Annotated in this window: 22 protein-coding genes, 1 tRNA gene and 1 riboswitch; of the genes, 10 read left to right on the top strand and 13 right to left on the bottom strand. The window is 62.7% G+C overall.

The features are described from left to right. Positions 1-100: 100 nt before the first annotated feature. From C7I87_RS01630 to C7I87_RS01610, 5 genes are all read right to left on the bottom strand, one after another. A complete protein-coding gene (locus tag C7I87_RS01630; protein WP_149902548.1) occupies positions 101-307 on the bottom strand; it encodes a hypothetical protein in 207 nt (68 codons plus the stop codon). A gap of 119 nt (positions 308-426) precedes the next feature. Continuing rightward, positions 427-753 carry a hypothetical protein gene (locus C7I87_RS01625; protein ID WP_149902547.1) on the bottom strand — a complete coding sequence of 109 codons (327 nt, stop codon included), beginning with the start codon at positions 751-753 and terminating at the stop codon, positions 427-429. 121 nt (positions 754-874) lie between these two features. Continuing rightward, positions 875-948 (bottom strand) — tRNA-Gln (locus tag C7I87_RS01620). Between the two features lie 61 nt (positions 949-1,009). Continuing rightward, positions 1,010-1,306, bottom strand: a complete 297-nt coding sequence (locus C7I87_RS01615) for a hypothetical protein (RefSeq protein WP_149902546.1) — start codon at positions 1,304-1,306, stop codon at positions 1,010-1,012. A 385-nt stretch (positions 1,307-1,691) separates the two neighbouring features. Continuing rightward, positions 1,692-2,600 (bottom strand): alpha/beta fold hydrolase, encoded by a 909-nt coding sequence (locus C7I87_RS01610; RefSeq protein ID WP_149902545.1) that lies wholly within the window; start codon positions 2,598-2,600, stop codon positions 1,692-1,694. 195 nt (positions 2,601-2,795) lie between these two features. Between C7I87_RS01610 and C7I87_RS01605 the strand changes: the two genes are divergently transcribed. Next, on the top strand, positions 2,796-3,092 hold the full coding sequence (locus C7I87_RS01605) for a hypothetical protein (RefSeq protein ID WP_149902544.1): 297 nt from the start codon (positions 2,796-2,798) through the stop codon (positions 3,090-3,092). Positions 3,093-3,182: 90 nt separating this feature from the next. Then, on the top strand, positions 3,183-3,317 hold the full coding sequence (locus tag C7I87_RS36385) for a hypothetical protein (RefSeq protein ID WP_281409036.1): 135 nt from the start codon (positions 3,183-3,185) through the stop codon (positions 3,315-3,317). 66 nt (positions 3,318-3,383) lie between these two features. Here the strand turns inward: C7I87_RS36385 and C7I87_RS01600 are convergent, their stop codons facing one another. The 4 genes from C7I87_RS01600 to C7I87_RS01585 all read right to left on the bottom strand — a co-directional run bounded on the left by C7I87_RS01600 (position 3,384) and on the right by C7I87_RS01585 (position 4,866). Then, entirely contained in the window at positions 3,384-3,629 is a 246-nt protein-coding gene (locus C7I87_RS01600) for a DUF982 domain-containing protein (RefSeq protein WP_149902543.1), read from the bottom strand. An 11-nt stretch (positions 3,630-3,640) separates the two neighbouring features. After that, the gene (locus C7I87_RS01595; RefSeq protein ID WP_140510667.1) at positions 3,641-3,877 is read right to left on the bottom strand and encodes a DUF982 domain-containing protein; all 237 of its coding nucleotides are present in this window, start codon (positions 3,875-3,877) and stop codon (positions 3,641-3,643) included. 122 nt (positions 3,878-3,999) lie between these two features. After that, positions 4,000-4,443, bottom strand: coding sequence for a GFA family protein (locus C7I87_RS01590; protein WP_149902542.1), 444 nt, complete (start codon positions 4,441-4,443; stop codon positions 4,000-4,002). Positions 4,444-4,686: 243 nt separating this feature from the next. Continuing rightward, the gene (locus C7I87_RS01585; RefSeq protein ID WP_015317039.1) at positions 4,687-4,866 is read right to left on the bottom strand and encodes a DUF3606 domain-containing protein; all 180 of its coding nucleotides are present in this window, start codon (positions 4,864-4,866) and stop codon (positions 4,687-4,689) included. 606 nt (positions 4,867-5,472) lie between these two features. Here C7I87_RS01585 and C7I87_RS01580 point away from each other — a divergent pair. Next, on the top strand, positions 5,473-5,850 hold the full coding sequence (locus C7I87_RS01580; RefSeq protein ID WP_246696125.1) for a DoxX family protein: 378 nt from the start codon (positions 5,473-5,475) through the stop codon (positions 5,848-5,850). A gap of 84 nt (positions 5,851-5,934) precedes the next feature. Here the strand turns inward: C7I87_RS01580 and C7I87_RS01575 are convergent, their stop codons facing one another. Next, a complete protein-coding gene (locus tag C7I87_RS01575) occupies positions 5,935-6,240 on the bottom strand; it encodes a hypothetical protein (protein ID WP_149902541.1) in 306 nt (101 codons plus the stop codon). A gap of 183 nt (positions 6,241-6,423) precedes the next feature. Here C7I87_RS01575 and C7I87_RS01570 point away from each other — a divergent pair, with 183 nt between their 5' ends. Beyond that, positions 6,424-6,792 (top strand): YbhB/YbcL family Raf kinase inhibitor-like protein, encoded by a 369-nt coding sequence (locus C7I87_RS01570; protein WP_246696124.1) that lies wholly within the window; start codon positions 6,424-6,426, stop codon positions 6,790-6,792. 109 nt (positions 6,793-6,901) lie between these two features. Here C7I87_RS01570 and C7I87_RS01565 read toward each other — a convergent pair whose 3' ends face one another. Then, positions 6,902-7,171, bottom strand: coding sequence for a hypothetical protein (locus tag C7I87_RS01565; RefSeq protein ID WP_149902540.1), 270 nt, complete (start codon positions 7,169-7,171; stop codon positions 6,902-6,904). A 465-nt stretch (positions 7,172-7,636) separates the two neighbouring features. Between C7I87_RS01565 and C7I87_RS01555 the strand changes: the two genes are divergently transcribed. Then, positions 7,637-8,017: a hypothetical protein gene (locus C7I87_RS01555; protein ID WP_149902539.1), complete on the top strand. Its 381-nt coding sequence runs from the start codon at positions 7,637-7,639 to the stop codon at positions 8,015-8,017. A 4-nt stretch (positions 8,018-8,021) separates the two neighbouring features. Continuing rightward, positions 8,022-8,354, top strand: coding sequence for a hypothetical protein (locus C7I87_RS01550; protein ID WP_149902538.1), 333 nt, complete (start codon positions 8,022-8,024; stop codon positions 8,352-8,354). A 189-nt stretch (positions 8,355-8,543) separates the two neighbouring features. Here C7I87_RS01550 and C7I87_RS01545 read toward each other — a convergent pair whose 3' ends face one another. After that, positions 8,544-9,251 (bottom strand): hypothetical protein, encoded by a 708-nt coding sequence (locus tag C7I87_RS01545; RefSeq protein WP_149902537.1) that lies wholly within the window; start codon positions 9,249-9,251, stop codon positions 8,544-8,546. 176 nt (positions 9,252-9,427) lie between these two features. On the opposite strand from C7I87_RS01545, the gene C7I87_RS01540 reads away from it, so the two are divergent. The 3 genes from C7I87_RS01540 to C7I87_RS01525 all read left to right on the top strand — a co-directional run bounded on the left by C7I87_RS01540 (position 9,428) and on the right by C7I87_RS01525 (position 13,092). Further along, the gene (locus C7I87_RS01540) at positions 9,428-10,996 is read left to right on the top strand and encodes a glycosyltransferase family 39 protein (protein ID WP_246696123.1); all 1,569 of its coding nucleotides are present in this window, start codon (positions 9,428-9,430) and stop codon (positions 10,994-10,996) included. Between the two features lie 184 nt (positions 10,997-11,180). After that, positions 11,181-11,699: a peptide-methionine (S)-S-oxide reductase MsrA gene (gene msrA, locus C7I87_RS01535; protein WP_149902536.1), complete on the top strand. Its 519-nt coding sequence runs from the start codon at positions 11,181-11,183 to the stop codon at positions 11,697-11,699. A 289-nt stretch (positions 11,700-11,988) separates the two neighbouring features. Continuing rightward, the gene (locus tag C7I87_RS01525; RefSeq protein WP_188393674.1) at positions 11,989-13,092 is read left to right on the top strand and encodes a formyltransferase family protein; all 1,104 of its coding nucleotides are present in this window, start codon (positions 11,989-11,991) and stop codon (positions 13,090-13,092) included. 60 nt (positions 13,093-13,152) lie between these two features. Here C7I87_RS01525 and C7I87_RS01520 read toward each other — a convergent pair whose 3' ends face one another. Next, positions 13,153-13,611: a hypothetical protein gene (locus C7I87_RS01520; protein ID WP_246696122.1), complete on the bottom strand. Its 459-nt coding sequence runs from the start codon at positions 13,609-13,611 to the stop codon at positions 13,153-13,155. Between the two features lie 133 nt (positions 13,612-13,744). Further along, positions 13,745-13,858: riboswitch (TPP riboswitch) on the top strand. Between C7I87_RS01520 and C7I87_RS01515 the strand changes: the two genes are divergently transcribed. Further along, complete coding sequence (locus tag C7I87_RS01515; protein WP_149902533.1) at positions 13,849-14,457, top strand: YkoF family thiamine/hydroxymethylpyrimidine-binding protein; 609 nt, start codon at positions 13,849-13,851, stop codon at positions 14,455-14,457. It overlaps the preceding riboswitch by 10 nt. Positions 14,458-14,464: the final 7 nt, after the last annotated feature.

The following is a 14,464-nucleotide window of genomic DNA, read 5'->3' as shown; positions in this document are numbered from 1 at the left end:
CAGCATGTCGCGGCGAATAGGATTCGCCCGACCTGCCGTAAGCTTCGGATTTTATGCATGTCGTTATCCCGGAACCGAGGACACTTCCGGGCGACATGCATTAGAGAATGTTGGTCGTCACCTCGACGATGATCGCGGCGCCTTCCAGTCCGCCGTTGGGAACATGCACGACACGCGAGACCCGCAGATCCTGTGGACTGCCGTCGACAGACAGGGAAACGCTCTCTCCAATGCGCGGCACGGCCTGGAAAATAGCGTTGGTGGCGTCAGGCCGGTTGTCGATGGATATGCGGCAGTTGACGGTCATGGGAATGTCTCCTTTGTCTGGCCATGCCGGTCGTTAACGCCGGGTCCCTGAAATGGTTTCAGGAGGGCCGGGTCAAACCGGGCGCCTGCCGACGTCTCCCTGGTTCGCCACTGGCGACCCTATTCAGTGGTCCGGCGGCTTCGGCTTCCGGGCTTCTGGTCGTTGGCTTTCGGAACGAAATAGCTGGTGGTGACCGCATCGCCGCCAATTCCGCGCGTGACTTGAACCGAGGCATATCCTTCCGCTGGAGTAGAGCCAGTCGCCGTCCGGTCGACCTGCTTGCATCGCCCGACCACTTCGCCGTTCGGCCACGGTGCCAATCTGACTTCAAGTGCGGCTTGGCATTCTTCCATCGACGAATAGACGACCGGGCGCGACTCCATGGCCTGACAGAGCGATGCGCTGCATGAAAGCATAACCATCACCGTCGCGGTTGCCGGATCCATGGAATTCTCCTGTTGCCCGACAGTGAACGTGCAATAGGCCGCAAGGTTTCATGCTGATCAGGACCGAGCGCCGTCTCCGCGATATCACACCGATCGCATGTTCGCGGGCATCGAGACTGCTTGGTTCCCGCTCATGGGCTCGAACCACGATTCACGCCTTCAAAGGGCGCTGTCCTACCATTAGACGAAGCGGGAGAAGCAGGACGTTATGACGCCCACGCGGCTTGCGGTCAAATCGGGCCTGTCAATACGGCCTTCAATCCGGGAAATCGAGACCCGGGTCTTGGCAACGATAGACCGGGCAATCACCATCACGGGACGGGATATAGGCCGACATCGGCACTTCAGGCCAGTCGCACTCGTTGCCGAACTGCCTGACATAGCGGTCATAAGTGTTGCGGCCGGTGGTCAGCACCACGGCGCGATGGCTCTGGATCATGGCCCGGATCTCGGCGCAGCCCATGGAGCGGCTGTCGGGCCGGGCATCGGCCAGACTGGTCGCCGCAAGGACGATGCCCATGGCTGTCAACAGAGTCAGAACGCGAGCGGACATGGCGGTTCTCTTAGGTTTGACACGATTGCGTAGGCGGCCGGTCCGGATTCTCCCCGGAATGGCCGCATGCATTTGTCGCACACAACCCCCATCGTGTCTGTTGGTTCCCTAACTGGGTGTGCGTCACGCGCGTTTGGAGGGCGGCCGCGCAACCAAATCGGGCCTCGCGCATTGCTGGGCATGGACGGCAGGAAGCCTTACGAAACACCGCAATGGCGGCCTGGAAACGAGGGCCGCGAGGCGATGTGCTGTTCCTTCTGCGGCGGCCGAGACCATGGTTTCGAGGAGTGTCCGCGATTGCCCGATCCTTTCCGGCCTGGTGAACCCGAAGGCGAGTCTACATCGGAGAAATCGCCCCGCTGATCCGAGATGCCCGTGGCGGTGGCTAACCGGAACCAGCCTTGACCTCGCCGAAGAAATCGATCAGCGCGCCAGCTGTTTGCCCGGGCGCTTCCTCGGGGAAGAAATGTCCGCCTGATATCGCGCGGCCACGCACATCGTCAGCCCAGTTCCGCCATAGCGCCAACGGTCCGCCTTCGCAGCCATACCATTCGGCGAGCGCGCCTTGCGCGCTCCACAATGCCAGCACGGGGCAGCCCATGCGACGGCCTGCGGCTTTGTCCGCCAGGTCGTGTTCGCGGTCGAGCGTTGCCGCCGCCCGGTATTCCTCGCAGATCGCGTGGATATGGACGGGGTCGCGCAAGGCATCGACATAGGCCTGGCGGATGCCGGCGGGAAAGACATCGGGCGACGAACCCCAGCCGCCCAGCGCATTGTCGACGATGGCGTCGGCGGCGCCCGCCAGCATCTTTTCCGGCAAAGGTTCGGGCTGCGCCAGCAAGGACCACGGCCAGTAGCCGAGGGCCAGCCGGGCATCGGCCCGGTCCCAGGCGTCGGCGGTGGGCACAATGTCGAGCACGGCAAGTTTCTCGATACGGTCGGGATGGTCGAGCGCCAGGCGGTAGGCGACACGCCCGCCGCGATCATGGCCCGCGACCATGAAGCTGGCAAAGCCGAGTTCGGTCATCATCGCCACCATGTCCGATGCCATGGCCCGCTTGGAATAGGGAGCATGATCGGCGCTCGATGCCGGGCAGGCGCTGCGGCCATAACCGCGCAGGTCGGCGCATATGACGGTGAAACGATCGGCAAGCTCCGGCGCAACATCGCGCCACATCAGATGGGTTTGCGGAAAGCCGTGCAGCAAAAGCAGCGCCGGTCCGCCACCGGCGTAGCGCGCGAAGATGCTGGTGTCCCCGATGTCGACGTCGATAGGCTGGAAATGCTCGAACATGGCTGGCCTCCGGCACAGGCAACGGATGGAGAACGGGTTGGTTGCAGCACCTTTTGCGCAGGCGTCGACCCCAAGGGGCCGGTCCCGCGAATAGGCCTCTTCGCCAACCCTTTGGGCCAAACCTTTTAGGCCGACGGGCGTTGTCACCATGAAGGGAAGGCCGCCGCGGGCGGCTGTTCAACGAAGGAGGCCGAGATGAAACCTCTCGCCATTGCGTCATGCGCCGCGATGCTGGCCCTGGCGGTGCCGGCAGCGGCACAGACAGTCCAGCAGGTGCCGGACCAGCAGGCCGACAAATGCCGGGCACAAACGGATCAGAGCGGCAAGCAGCAGTCCGGCGGCGGCGACCTGAGCGAAAAGCTCAACGATTGCGGCGGCGTGTTGAAGCCGCCGGCCACCGGCGACCAAGGCATGGCCGCGCCGGCGCCCGACGAAGGCAAGACGCCGATAATCAAGCCGGGTGAAGTACCGGCCCAGCCGCCGAAGCAGTAGGCTTGGTTAGACGACATTGCCGTCACTGCAGCGGAACTTAGCAGAGCAGGAGACGTTTCTGTGACGAAATATATCTGAAAGGATGAGTCCGTGAGAGATATTGCCAGAACCGCAACGTTGCTTGCCTCTATTGCTATCGTGATCGTGCTGATGCTGACGGCGCCGAAGAGCGTGGGCTTCGAGGCCTCGCAACCGATCGTGAGTGGCGATCTGCCCACACAATGATCGAAAAGCGGTTGCGCAACAAAAAGCAGGCGAGTTTGCCTGCTTTTTGTTTGGGCATTGCTTGACCTATCGGACAAGAAGGCCGGTGTGATCGAACAGCGCGGTGAAGGCCTCCTGCGCCAGCGCGGCGCCTTCCTTGTTTTCCAGTGCCGACTCGATCTTTTCGCGCGCGGCCTGGTAAAAAGGGCCGCGCTTGGTCTGCGGCCAGTCGATCAGGATTTCACTGGCGTCCTGAAGCGTGGCCACCTCGCGGATCGTGTCCGAGCCATGCGGCTTGACCCGCAGCGGTGTCGACAGCATCAAATCGGCCATTTCATCTCCCGCTATTGGAGGATGCGCGCTTCGCGCGCGGCGTCGATCATCGCCCGCATCGCCTTTTCCGGCGGCGCCCAGCCATCCAGCGCATCGCGGCAGCTGCGCAGTGCCGCCCGGTAGCGCCGGCCTTGGCCGGCCGGCCAGTCACCAAGGCATTCCAGCCCCTCCCAGGCGCTGCGCACCACGCGTTCCCGCTCGGGGGCGAATTTCAGGCGGATCGGTCGGGGAAACATCTTGTCGTTCAACGGTCGTCTCCATGAATCGTGCATGTCAAACGGACAGAAGCCGACATGCACCGAGGAAGCGCCGGATAACGTGGCCCACAGGGGAGGGTTCCAAGTCCAACGATCAATTTTCAATCCTGCTTTCAGTCGCGCGCGAGGGCGTCCGACAACGGCCTTGGCGCGGGCAGATCGGCGCTCTGCGCCCTTGGCCGGTCATGCTCGAACTGTTCGGCGTCGGGCAAGGCATGCAGCCAGGTTTCGCGCCGGCCGATCCACAATTCATATTGCGGTGCCAGATCCGTCGGTGCGACGTCGAGGCTGCCGAGCATCACCTCGGCCTCGTTGTCGTCGACCCAGGCAACGCGGCTGCCGCAGGTCGGGCAAAAGCTGCGTGTGCCGTAGCTGGCCACTTCGCCCGATGTCTCGAAGGCATCGCGTGGCCAGATGGCAAAGGCGGAATAGACCGAACCACCCGCCTTGCGGCAGTCCTTGCAATGGCAAAGACCAACCCGCGAGGGCTGGCCGGTGACGACGAAATGCACGCCGCCGCACAGGCAACTGCCGGTCCTGCGTGTTATCTCGGACATGGTTGCGACCCTCCGTTTTCCCAGCCTGGCTTTATCAGCCGCAGGACTGCGCAGCCCTGGCTTCGTCAGTTTGGCATGCCGCGGACCGGGCGGGACAGATGCTCGTCTGCCATTTCGTTGGCCAGGATGAGAAACCGGGAAAAAGACATCCTGTTCACCTACCGCCGGGCCCGGTTGACGCGGCCCGCAGCATCCGTCAACGCGACCCCGGCGAAATGGTTGCCGCCTCGCGCCCGTCTTCAGCTATCCGCGCGCGGCCATGTGGTTGTCGAGCTTCTTGCGCGAAGGGCCATAGCGCTTGATGATGGTCTGGGCCTCGCTCTGCGGAATTCCATATTTGCGCGCGAAGGCGGCGACCTCGTAAGTCTCCTCGCTCGAGACCAGCTTGCGGTCCTGTTTGGTCTTGGATTTGTCGTCGGGCATGTCGGGCCTCACTTTCAGCAAGCCGCGTGGTCGCGCGGACGTCTATGTCGCGGTCAGACATAACACGAATCCGCCATGCGGGTTCCATGGCGCGTGGCGGCGACCGCCGGACGTTTGCCGCCGGCCCCGGTCAGGCCGATGGAGGGGCCGCGTCGGCGGGCGGGCCGCACTCGGCGCAAGGCATGCTGGCACCAGGACAGCCGCGGTAATGCGTGCCGGCGGGACAGCAAAGGCCGTTGGTACTCGTCCAGCGCGGGCACCGGAAAACCTGTCCGGTGCCGCCGCACCCATCGCACTCCAGAACCGGTGACCGGACCAGATAGGACTTCGTCCCCAACCTGACGCTCGCGCCCAAAACTCAACCCACCCAAAATTATTGCACCGGACACGCCTGTGCATTAGCCCCGGCTAAGGATATCACTTTGCTGGTTACGGACAAGTTTCAGCATCGTTAATTGTTAGTGAACGCAATTGTTAGTGAACGCCTGGCGCATGTCCCCTTCGAAGGGAGGCCGGTAGAGACCGTCAGCCGCAAAACCCGAGAGCGGAAAGAAAAAATCGCCGGCCGATGTCGGATCCGCGCGCGGCGGCGCGTCCTTGGGGCTGATGAAGCTGGAGGAATACAACCATGTCGTCGCAAATCACACAATCGCCGTGGCAGACCGTGAGGCGACGGCGGGCTATATCGCGGCCGCCGGTTTCCCGTTCCCGCTCGTCCTCGCCTGGTGCGCGGCGATCCTGGAGGTGGCGCTGGTGCTGTGTTTCCTGAGCGGCGCCTTCTTTTCGCAGGCGGCCCTGGTCGCCGCCGCCTATGTGCTGTTCCTGGCCTTTGCTTTCCACGGGCCTAGCCACTGGGCCGGTAACCAGGCCGAATTCGGCTTCTTCGTCGACCATTTCTCGTTCCTGGCCGGACTGCTGTTCGCCGCGGTCCACGGACCGGGAAGGATTCTGGCGCTGAACCTGGGATGGCCGGGCAGGGCATGAGAGCCCGCCCGGGGCAGGGCATGAGAGCCCGCCCGGGGCAGGGCATGAGAGCCCGCCCGGGGCAGGGCGTGAGCAGCCCCGGCCTCACATCTGGTCGTTGTAGGGCTCCTTCATCTGGCCGACCATGCGGGCCAGCTTCGAAAAGGAGGGCATGTCCGCCTCCGGCTGGCATTGATTGGCGAGTTCCAGCAGCCGTATCGGAAAGTTGATGGCGTCACGGCTCGACGCCGACATGCCGTCGGATCGCTCCTGCCCGGTTTCGATGGCCTCGGCCTTGCGCAAGGCGATGTCGATCTCCTCCGATGTCAGCACCCCCTTTTTGACCAGGACGTGGTTGATCGATGCGACGGCCATCAGCAGGCCTTCGAGTTGCAGGTTGGCGACGTTCATGGCGATTGCTCCCGTGGCTAACGCTTCAAACGCACGAGCGGCATTTCCGATCCGGACGGCAGCGGGGAAACCCCTGAGCGGCTTGCAGCCCCCTTGCCCTATGGGTCGCGAGTGTGGCCGCGATGCCTTGCGTGCGAAAAGAGACTATACTGGCCCGGGCGGGATACGAAGCAGGAGGTCGTTTTGCGACTTGCACTAGCCTTTGGTTTTGCCATGGCGATGACGACGGCCGCGTCAGCCGCCATGACGATAAACTTCGAATGGGGGCCGACGGCCAAGTGTTTTGATCCGAAATCGCCGCCGATCACACTCTCGGGCGTTCCCGCCGGGACGAAGACCCTGGCGTTCAAGATGATCGATCTCGACGCCCCCGACTTCAGGCATGGCGGCGGCACGGTGGTCTTCGGCGGCCAGAAAACCTTGCCCTATGGAGCCTTCAGCTATCGCGGGCCATGCCCGCCCAAACCGCACACCTACGAGATTTCGGTGAGGGCGCTCGATGGCAGCGGCAAAACGCTCGCCACGGCAAAGGCGAAAAGACGTTTTCCGTGACGGCGTCGGGCATGGCGCGGGTGAAAGCCGGGTTCGAGCTTTCGGCGTCCGGCTCTCCCCGGCCTGACGCAATTCCGGACAGAAAACCGCCCTCTTTACTTGGAATTGCTCAGTCTTTGCTCCAGCGCTCGCCATATTCGCGCCACAGCGCCCTGACTTCCAGGCTGCCGAGGCGCGGGATCGAAGGATCGCCGCAGTCTATGGCAACAGTGCTGATGTCGTAATTGGGGTAAGCGCTGGCGACAAAACGGATCGCTTCGCCAAGCGAGTGCACCCGGATGAGCGGATCGGCCTGGCCCTGGCCGGTGCTGCGCACACCGGAAACCGTGGCCGGAGCATGCCGCATCCTGAAGACGGATGCCATGGCTGGTCTGTCCATCGTCCTCTCCATAAGGCCGTGCGACGGGAATCATTCCATGAGCTGGCGCCGATGATTTCACAGGAGCCGGCTGATGAAAAGCCGGATGCAGTGTCAGCGCCGGCTTCATGCCCGTTCGGCAGAATGTGAATTTTTTCCTAGAAAATCGTTGACCGGGTGAGGGCAGCCATGCTACATATTTGTCCATGGTGCTGATTTGCGCCGATGACCCGCCGCCAAGGCGGGTTTTTTGTTTTTGGCGATGCCAGCGATTAGACGTTGGCGGGACAGCGCCCCCCTCTGTCCTGCCGGACATCTCCCCCACGAGGGGGGAGATTAAGCATTCGCCCGCTTTCGCCAATTTCCAACGTCTGATGGAGCGGCGGAGCGCCAAAGCTGCCGATCTCCCCCCTCGTGGGGGAGATGTCCGGCAGGACAGAGGGGGGCGCCGTAGAGCGCTACCTCCGCGAGATGCGAGACAATCCCATGCCCCGCTACGCCACCATCATCACCAGCGATGACGGCCTTGAGGTCGTCAGCGCCATCGGCGAATTCGAGGGCGCGGGACCGCAGGCGCGGCTCGGCCGTGTCGAAGAGGTTGCGACGGGCGTGCTGATCGGCATGGTGCGAGAGGCGGCAGGCGGTTTCTGTTTTCCGCAGCCAGGCATCGACAACCGCGCTGTCGGTCTCGCCATGGCGAAGCTCAAGGCGCGGGCCAATGCTGCAAAACCATCAAGCGCTGCAAAACCTGCCGGAAGGCCGAAGCGTGCCAAGCGGGCCGGGAAGAAGTCCGCTCGCTCGAAGAAGGCGGTCCGGCAGACCAGATCGGCGTCGCCGAAGGCGGCGGCCGGCGATGCCCGGGGGTAGGCCGATGGCCGACGAAACCGATGCCGGACCGTCGCGCGCCAAGGCAAGGCCGGCGAGGCGCAAGCCCGTCAGCCCGTCAGCCGCGAAGAGACCTCGCCCGAAGCGGACGAAGAAGACGCTGGGCGACGATTTTCTTGCCGCCGTGCGCGCCGATTTTCGCGCCCACGGCGCCGGCGTCCTCGCCGAGGTGCGGGCCGACAAGCCGGACCAGTATCTCAAGATCGTGCTTTCGGTGCTGCCCAAGGACATCGATGCCGCCATCAACCAACTGGACACGCTCTCGGATATATTGTTCGAAGTGATCGTGCGGAAGTTCAGGCCAGCTTCGGAGGAATGATCCTAGGCCTTGCCCGGTGCCTATCTGACGGCTCGGTTGAGCCAAAGCCCGCCTTGGCTCGCGCCGGGGCGGGCTTTTTTGCATTTGTGGCCCAAAGCGCAGGTTTGAACGGGTTGAGGCGCCGCGCCGGGATTTTCGTTTTCATGCGTGCGGTTCCCGCAAGCCGGGGCCGGCTTTGGGCGGCAAGTTCTAAGCCAGAATGTTGACGGCGCGGGCCGCGACCAGCGCGATCGTCAGCAGCGAGATCATCGCCTCCGCCATCATCAAAAGCTTGGCGCGCTGAGAAAGCGGCAAGGTGTCGGTCGGTGAAAACGCCGTCGCATTGGTGAAGGCGAGGAAGAAGTAATCAACGAAGCCAGGCAGCCAGTCCCGGATCTCGCGATCATTCAAGGTCATTTGCGGAAACAGGAAATCAGCGTGGGCGCGTTTGACCAGACCGCAGGTCGGTGGTCCGCCGCGGTCGGTGCTCCAGAACCACAAGGCAAAGACGATGACGTTGGTGACCCAGATATTGAGTGCGTCGACCAGCAGTGTCTGGCCGCTGGAGCCGGCATGGCCAGCCAGCAAGGCACGCACCAGGAAGACCAGCGCGCCGCAATTCATGATGCTGACGACGCCGGTCATCACCAGGGCCGTCCTGCGGATCATCACGCGAAACCGGCCAACCAGATACCAGTGCTCCTCCTCGACCGCTTTCTGGGTGGCGACCTGCGTCCAGGCGGTGGCGACGGACAAAGGCACGAGCAAGGCGGCCTCCAGCGCCGGCGCCAGCCAGCGGGGACCGAACGAAAGATCGTTGATGACCAGAAGCTGCAGGCAGATGATGACGAGGACCGCCGCGCGCGCCAGCCAGAAGTCGAGCGCGCGGTGGTGGATGACGGCATGCTGGTGACGCATCGAGTATCCGGGATGTTCAAGTGGATTGGGTGTGCGGGCGGTTCTGCCCGGGAGGATAATGAGGCGCCGAAGTTCCCGCTCAATCTTGGTCTTGCAATGGCACGCAAATATACTTTTTGGTAAACTTTGATGTTGGGGGCTGTTCGGCAAACCGGGCGATGTGGTTTAAGCGCCGCATGGCGGGAATTGACGACTCCATCGATCGTTGGGTGCCGGTGGGGCTGCCTGCCGTGGCGCTGGATTCGTCGTCGGTTTGGCCCGGCCTGCTTCGTCATCCCTGGTATCTGCTGGCGCTTTTGTGCCTGATGCAGATCCTGTGCTGGACGGTGGTGCCTGCCCTGGTCGATCCCGCACCGCCCGGCGATGTCGTGGAAGGTTTCATGTGGGGCCGCGAATGGGTGCTTTTGACCTACAAGCACCCGCAGCTTCCCGGCTGGCTGCTCGAGAGCAGCCATCTTTTGACCGGATCGTTCCGCTGGCCGCAATATCTACTCGCTCAGCTGACGATCTCGGCCACCTTCGTCCTGGTCTATCTACTGGCCCGCGACATGCTCGGACAACGCCGCGCTCTGGCTGCCGTGCTTTTGATGCCATCGATCTATTTCTTCGGCTGGCCGACCCCCCAATTCAATCATGACTATGCGCAGATGCCATTCTGGGCCGCCATCTGCTGGCTGCTTTGGCGCGCCAGCCGTGGCGGCGGGCCAGGCTGGTGGCTGGCGCTCGGACTGGTGTCGGGCGTCGGGCTCTATGCCAAGTTCTCGACTGGCCTGCTGCTTACCTTCGGCGCTCTCTGGCTGCTGTCCGACGCGCGCGTGCGCAGCCGGCTGGCGACACCTTGGCCATGGGTCGGCCTTGCCTTATTTCTCGCCGTCGCCGCGCCGCTGGCCATTGCGCTCTACCGCATCGATTTCCTGCCGCTGACCTATTTCGCCGACCGCGATGCGTGGGTGACCGAGCACCGTGCGCGCCTCTACTATATCGGTGTCCAGCTGGCCGGGCTCTCCGGCTTGCTCCTGGTGCTGGTGATATCGGGGCTGCTGCGGCGCACGCCGGCTCCCCAGGAGCCCGTCGAGCGCGGTAAGCTGACCTATCTCACGTGGATGGGGCTCGGGCCGGCGACGCTGATCATGGTCGCCTCATTGTTCACCGGCACCGGCGAGTCCTGGGGGGCGCCGATGTATAATCTCGTTGGCGTGGTGGTGCTCGCTTTCCTCGGCCATCGGCTTGGCGCCGTCGAGATGCGAAGGCTGGCGATCTCAGCGTTCCTCTGCATCGTCATCATGTCAGGCGCCTATGCGGCAATCCGCTGGACGGACTGCAATGTGCGAGGGCGCATGGACGCCGTCTGCTGGCCGGCGCAGCCGATCTCGGACGAGGCCGAGGCAATCTGGCACGCAGCGGCGCCTGGCCGGCTCGACATCGTCGGCGGCGACACCAATCTGGCCATGCTGGCTGGCCTCAACGCCTACGACAAGCCGTCGATCTTCACGGACCTCGATATGCGGTTCGCACCCTGGATCACGGGGCGGCGATTGCGCGACCATGGCATGCTGATGGTTTGGCGGGGTCCTGGGGTGCCGTCACAGCTGCGAGCATGGTTGGACAACATCCCGGTCAAGACCGTTCTTTTCAACTGGTCGCGCGCGGCGCCGCCGGTGGCGATCAGTTTTGCCGCCATTCCGCCTGGTACGCGATATTTGCCGGTTGCCGCCAGCAGCCGGACCCGGCATCCACGCGGCTAAGCGGTGTCTTGCGCCTCCATTCCCTCTGAGGCGTCTTCCATGGGGACAACCGAATGGCCGCTCGTCTGACTGGACGAAGCAGACGACAATGCCCATTTATGGGAGTATCCAAATTTGTTGTCGCGCAATTCCCGACGGAAACTCGCTACACTTTCCTCGGAATTGCCTTTTGAGGAGACGTTACATGGCGACTTCGAGCGAACGTGCAGTGCTTGCCGGCGGTTGCTTTTGGGGCATGCAGGATCTGATCCGGCGCATTCCGGGCGTCGTCGCCACGCGTGTCGGCTACAGCGGCGGCGACGTGCCGAACGCTACCTATCGCAATCATGGCACGCATGCCGAGGCCATCGAGATCACCTTCGATCCGGCGAGGATCAGCTTCCGCCAACTTCTGGAATTCTTCTTCCAGATCCACGATCCGACGACGCGCAACCGCCAGGGCAACGATGTCGGCATGAGCTATCGCTCGGCAATCTACTACACCAGTGAGGAGCAGAAGCGAGTGGCGGAGGATACCATCGCCGATGTCGATGCCTCCGGCCTGTGGCCCGGCAAGGTAGTCACCGAGTTCGCGCCGGCCGGTGCGTTCTGGGAGGCCGAGCCCGAGCACCAGGATTATCTGGAGAAATATCCCAACGGCTACACCTGCCATTTCGTCAGGCCAGGCTGGAAACTGCCGGTTCGTGAAAAGGCAGTTTCATAAGGTTCACAGGTCGTTCTGGCAGAAGGCAGGTACAACGCTCGTCGATTGCCAAAGAGCATATCAATAGCGGCTGTTAACCACCGTCCGGCGGTTGACAGTTCGCGGCGCTGCTGACCAACTGCGCAGGTGAATTGATTTCATGGGGGTGAGCATGAGGAAGCTCTACGAAAAGCCTGTGTTGGTGAAGCGGGAAAGGCTCTCAAGTGTCACTGCTGCAGGACCGCTTTCCCCCAAGGCTGCCTGACCGCCCGGCTGGCCTTTTTGGTCCTGCCCGGACGGATCCGTGAGGGTGCTCGGATTGCTGGCGCGGCGGCAGGGGACGTCTTGCCCCGCCAGACCTGAGAAGGTGATTTCTTCCGAGCCTGCGGTCGGTGCCCGGCAGCTCAATGCAGTTTTCATACTGGATATTTCTGATTATACCGGGCCGCTGCTTTCCGGCTGGATCGAGGCGGGCAACCGTATTGGCGCGATCATCGTGCCTGGCTTTCAGCGCCCATCCAGAGGCTTCAGCATTGGCAATTTTCGGCGCAGGCTGAAGCGCCGGCTTCTGCTCAGGCGATATCTAGGCAACACGCCGGTGAAGCTGATCGAATTCGGCCTGCCTTACGACTGGAACGAGCTTGGCAGGCAATTGCCTGCCATCGCCGCGGATGTACTGATCTGCTACGCTTTCCCGACCTTGATCCCACAACAACTGCTCGGCCTGTTTCCCAAGGGCGGGCTTAATTTTCATCCGGCGCTGCTGCCGAACTACCGGGGTCCGCATCCTCTCCATCGCCTGGTCGCGGATGGCCAGCATGCCGTTCATGGCGGTGTGACACTGCATAAGATGTCCGCCAATTTCGATGACGGCGACATCCTCGGACAAGTGCCGTTTTCCGAAGCAGACTGGGCATCGCGGCGAGACATGGTTGACAGCGTGGCGACCGCGATGCGCAGGTTGGTACGCGAGGTGGCGCCAGCCTATTGCAAGGATTTGGTGTCCGGGATGCGGCAGCCAACCGGTGATTTCGTCTGGGCGCGACTTGAGCGGGACCATACGGCGATTTCATCTGACATGTCGGTCGAGCACGTTGCCCGGTTGTGGCACGTACTGGGCACCAATCCCGGTATCTATCTGGACGTTGCCGGCCGCAAGGTCAGGTTGGCCTTCCAGATCAGGCGATTGGATTCGCCAACCGGAAAGGGTCCGGTTAGGCGATGGGGGAGCGTGGATTTCGATCTTGCCGATGGCCGGGTTCGATACCTCACCTATGGCCGCCTGCTCAAACGGCTGATGAAAATGCACGCCGCATTCGCACGGCCCAAAGCCGGAAAGTTGTGCCCTGAAATAAGGGTGTTTGGCAAATTGGATAGCGAATCGGCACGTATCGCCGGCCGGTCGTGGCGGTAGGTAAAACCAATGCGCATGGAAAGAGCGGAACCTGCGTCCGCGCTTTCCATGCTGCGAAAACTACTTACCGCAGTTCTTGTCGTTCAAGGTTGGCGCAGTCGCGTTGCCATTGGCATCCGTCTGCGCGCCCTGCGGATTGGTCGGGCAATTCTGGTCCGCGTTGGAATTCATGTCGCCCGGCGTGATGGTCGTGCTGTTGGTTGCGCCCTGATCGATTGTATTGGGCGAAGCCGGCGTACTTGGCTCTACAGTGACCGACTTGCCGCTGCCACCCGACCCGTCCGCGCCGGCTGCGCTATTGCTTTGCGCCATGGCGGATGTTGCAACGGCAATGGTGAAGGCCGAAGCCGCAAGGATTTTCATGAGCATGGTTTGTCTCCATTTCTGTGAATTCGTCGCCGGAGCGGTCACGAGCTTCACGGAAGCACCTGACGGCTCTATCTCTTTGTTTTGACGCAATTCCGGCCGGAAAACCGCTTCACTTTTTTCCTGCAATTGCGTCTGGCGACTAGTGGACAACCTCTCGGCTTCGCGAAGGTTCCAGACAAATTTCCGAGCCGGCAGTACACGATTGCCTCTGGGCTGGCACATGCTTTTGGCGCAGCTCGCTGAAAAAACAGCTTCCCCAACCGACCGAATGGTGCTTTAACGCCGCCATCCACAGGGGTGCTCCGTACGGTCGGGGCTGAGACGGGGGCGGCAAGCCCACAGACCCTAGAAGCTGATCTGGGTAATACCAGCGGAGCGAGGCGGGCGATGTTTTCAGGCGCACAGGTTTCCCTATATCCCATGGCCGACGATTTTGTCGGCGTCATCCTAGGCGCGCTCGGCGCGCTCGATCCGTATCGCGACAAGCTCAGGATCGAGACCGACGACATCTCGACCCTGCTGGTCGGGCCTCCCGAGGTGCTGTTCCCAGCGCTGCGCGACCTTTTCGTTGCTGCGTCCGGCAGCGGCAAGCATTGCGTGCTGTCGGCCACCATTTCGCGCGGCTGCCCAGGTGAGCCGGACGATCCGATCTGCCGCTCCGACACGTTCGGTGGACCTGCCGGGCCACTCGGCCCGCGCAAGGAAGCCGCCATCACCGCCGTGCGTGGCGCGCCCGCCACTGGCCAGCCAGCGACGGCGCAGTTCTCGCTCTATGTGATGGGCACGGACGACCATATGGACGAGATCTATGGCTGCATCGATTTCCTGAAGCAGTCCGGCGTCTACGATCGCTCCAAGAATTTCTGCACCAAGCTGCGCGGCGATGCCGGCGCGATCTTCTCGGCGCTCGATGAGGCCTTCTGCCGCTTCGGGCCGGGCGCCGGCCACGTAACCCTAGATGTCACGGTTTCGGCCAACAGTCCCACTGCCGTCTGAACCGCTC

Origin of the sequence: Mesorhizobium sp. SARCC-RB16n, from assembly GCF_008520305.1 — a bacterium.
Lineage (GTDB): Bacteria > Pseudomonadota > Alphaproteobacteria > Rhizobiales > Rhizobiaceae > Mesorhizobium.
This window is presented reverse-complemented; position numbering and strand designations above follow the sequence as displayed.

Bases quoted from the DNA above. Each gene is read 5' to 3' on its own strand.
- C7I87_RS01630 (WP_149902548.1), bottom strand. From the start codon at position 307: ATGACCGTCAACTGCCGCATATCCATCGACAACCGGCCTGACGCCACC.
- C7I87_RS01625 (WP_149902547.1), bottom strand. From the start codon at position 753: ATGGATCCGGCAACCGCGACGGTGATGGTTATGCTTTCATGCAGCGCA.
- C7I87_RS01615 (WP_149902546.1), bottom strand. From the start codon at position 1,306: ATGTCCGCTCGCGTTCTGACTCTGTTGACAGCCATGGGCATCGTCCTT.
- C7I87_RS01610 (WP_149902545.1), bottom strand. From the start codon at position 2,600: ATGTTCGAGCATTTCCAGCCTATCGACGTCGACATCGGGGACACCAGC.
- C7I87_RS01605 (WP_149902544.1), top strand. From the start codon at position 2,796: ATGAAACCTCTCGCCATTGCGTCATGCGCCGCGATGCTGGCCCTGGCG.
- C7I87_RS01600 (WP_149902543.1), bottom strand. From the start codon at position 3,629: ATGGCCGATTTGATGCTGTCGACACCGCTGCGGGTCAAGCCGCATGGC.
- C7I87_RS01590 (WP_149902542.1), bottom strand. From the start codon at position 4,443: ATGTCCGAGATAACACGCAGGACCGGCAGTTGCCTGTGCGGCGGCGTG.
- C7I87_RS01585 (WP_015317039.1), bottom strand. From the start codon at position 4,866: ATGCCCGACGACAAATCCAAGACCAAACAGGACCGCAAGCTGGTCTCG.
- C7I87_RS01580 (WP_246696125.1), top strand. From the start codon at position 5,473: ATGAAGCTGGAGGAATACAACCATGTCGTCGCAAATCACACAATCGCC.
- C7I87_RS01575 (WP_149902541.1), bottom strand. From the start codon at position 6,240: ATGAACGTCGCCAACCTGCAACTCGAAGGCCTGCTGATGGCCGTCGCA.
- C7I87_RS01565 (WP_149902540.1), bottom strand. From the start codon at position 7,171: ATGGACAGACCAGCCATGGCATCCGTCTTCAGGATGCGGCATGCTCCG.
- C7I87_RS01555 (WP_149902539.1), top strand. From the start codon at position 7,637: ATGCCCCGCTACGCCACCATCATCACCAGCGATGACGGCCTTGAGGTC.
- C7I87_RS01550 (WP_149902538.1), top strand. From the start codon at position 8,022: ATGGCCGACGAAACCGATGCCGGACCGTCGCGCGCCAAGGCAAGGCCG.
- C7I87_RS01545 (WP_149902537.1), bottom strand. From the start codon at position 9,251: ATGCGTCACCAGCATGCCGTCATCCACCACCGCGCGCTCGACTTCTGG.
- C7I87_RS01540 (WP_246696123.1), top strand. From the start codon at position 9,428: ATGGCGGGAATTGACGACTCCATCGATCGTTGGGTGCCGGTGGGGCTG.
- msrA (WP_149902536.1), top strand. From the start codon at position 11,181: ATGGCGACTTCGAGCGAACGTGCAGTGCTTGCCGGCGGTTGCTTTTGG.
- C7I87_RS01515 (WP_149902533.1), top strand. From the start codon at position 13,849: ATGTTTTCAGGCGCACAGGTTTCCCTATATCCCATGGCCGACGATTTT.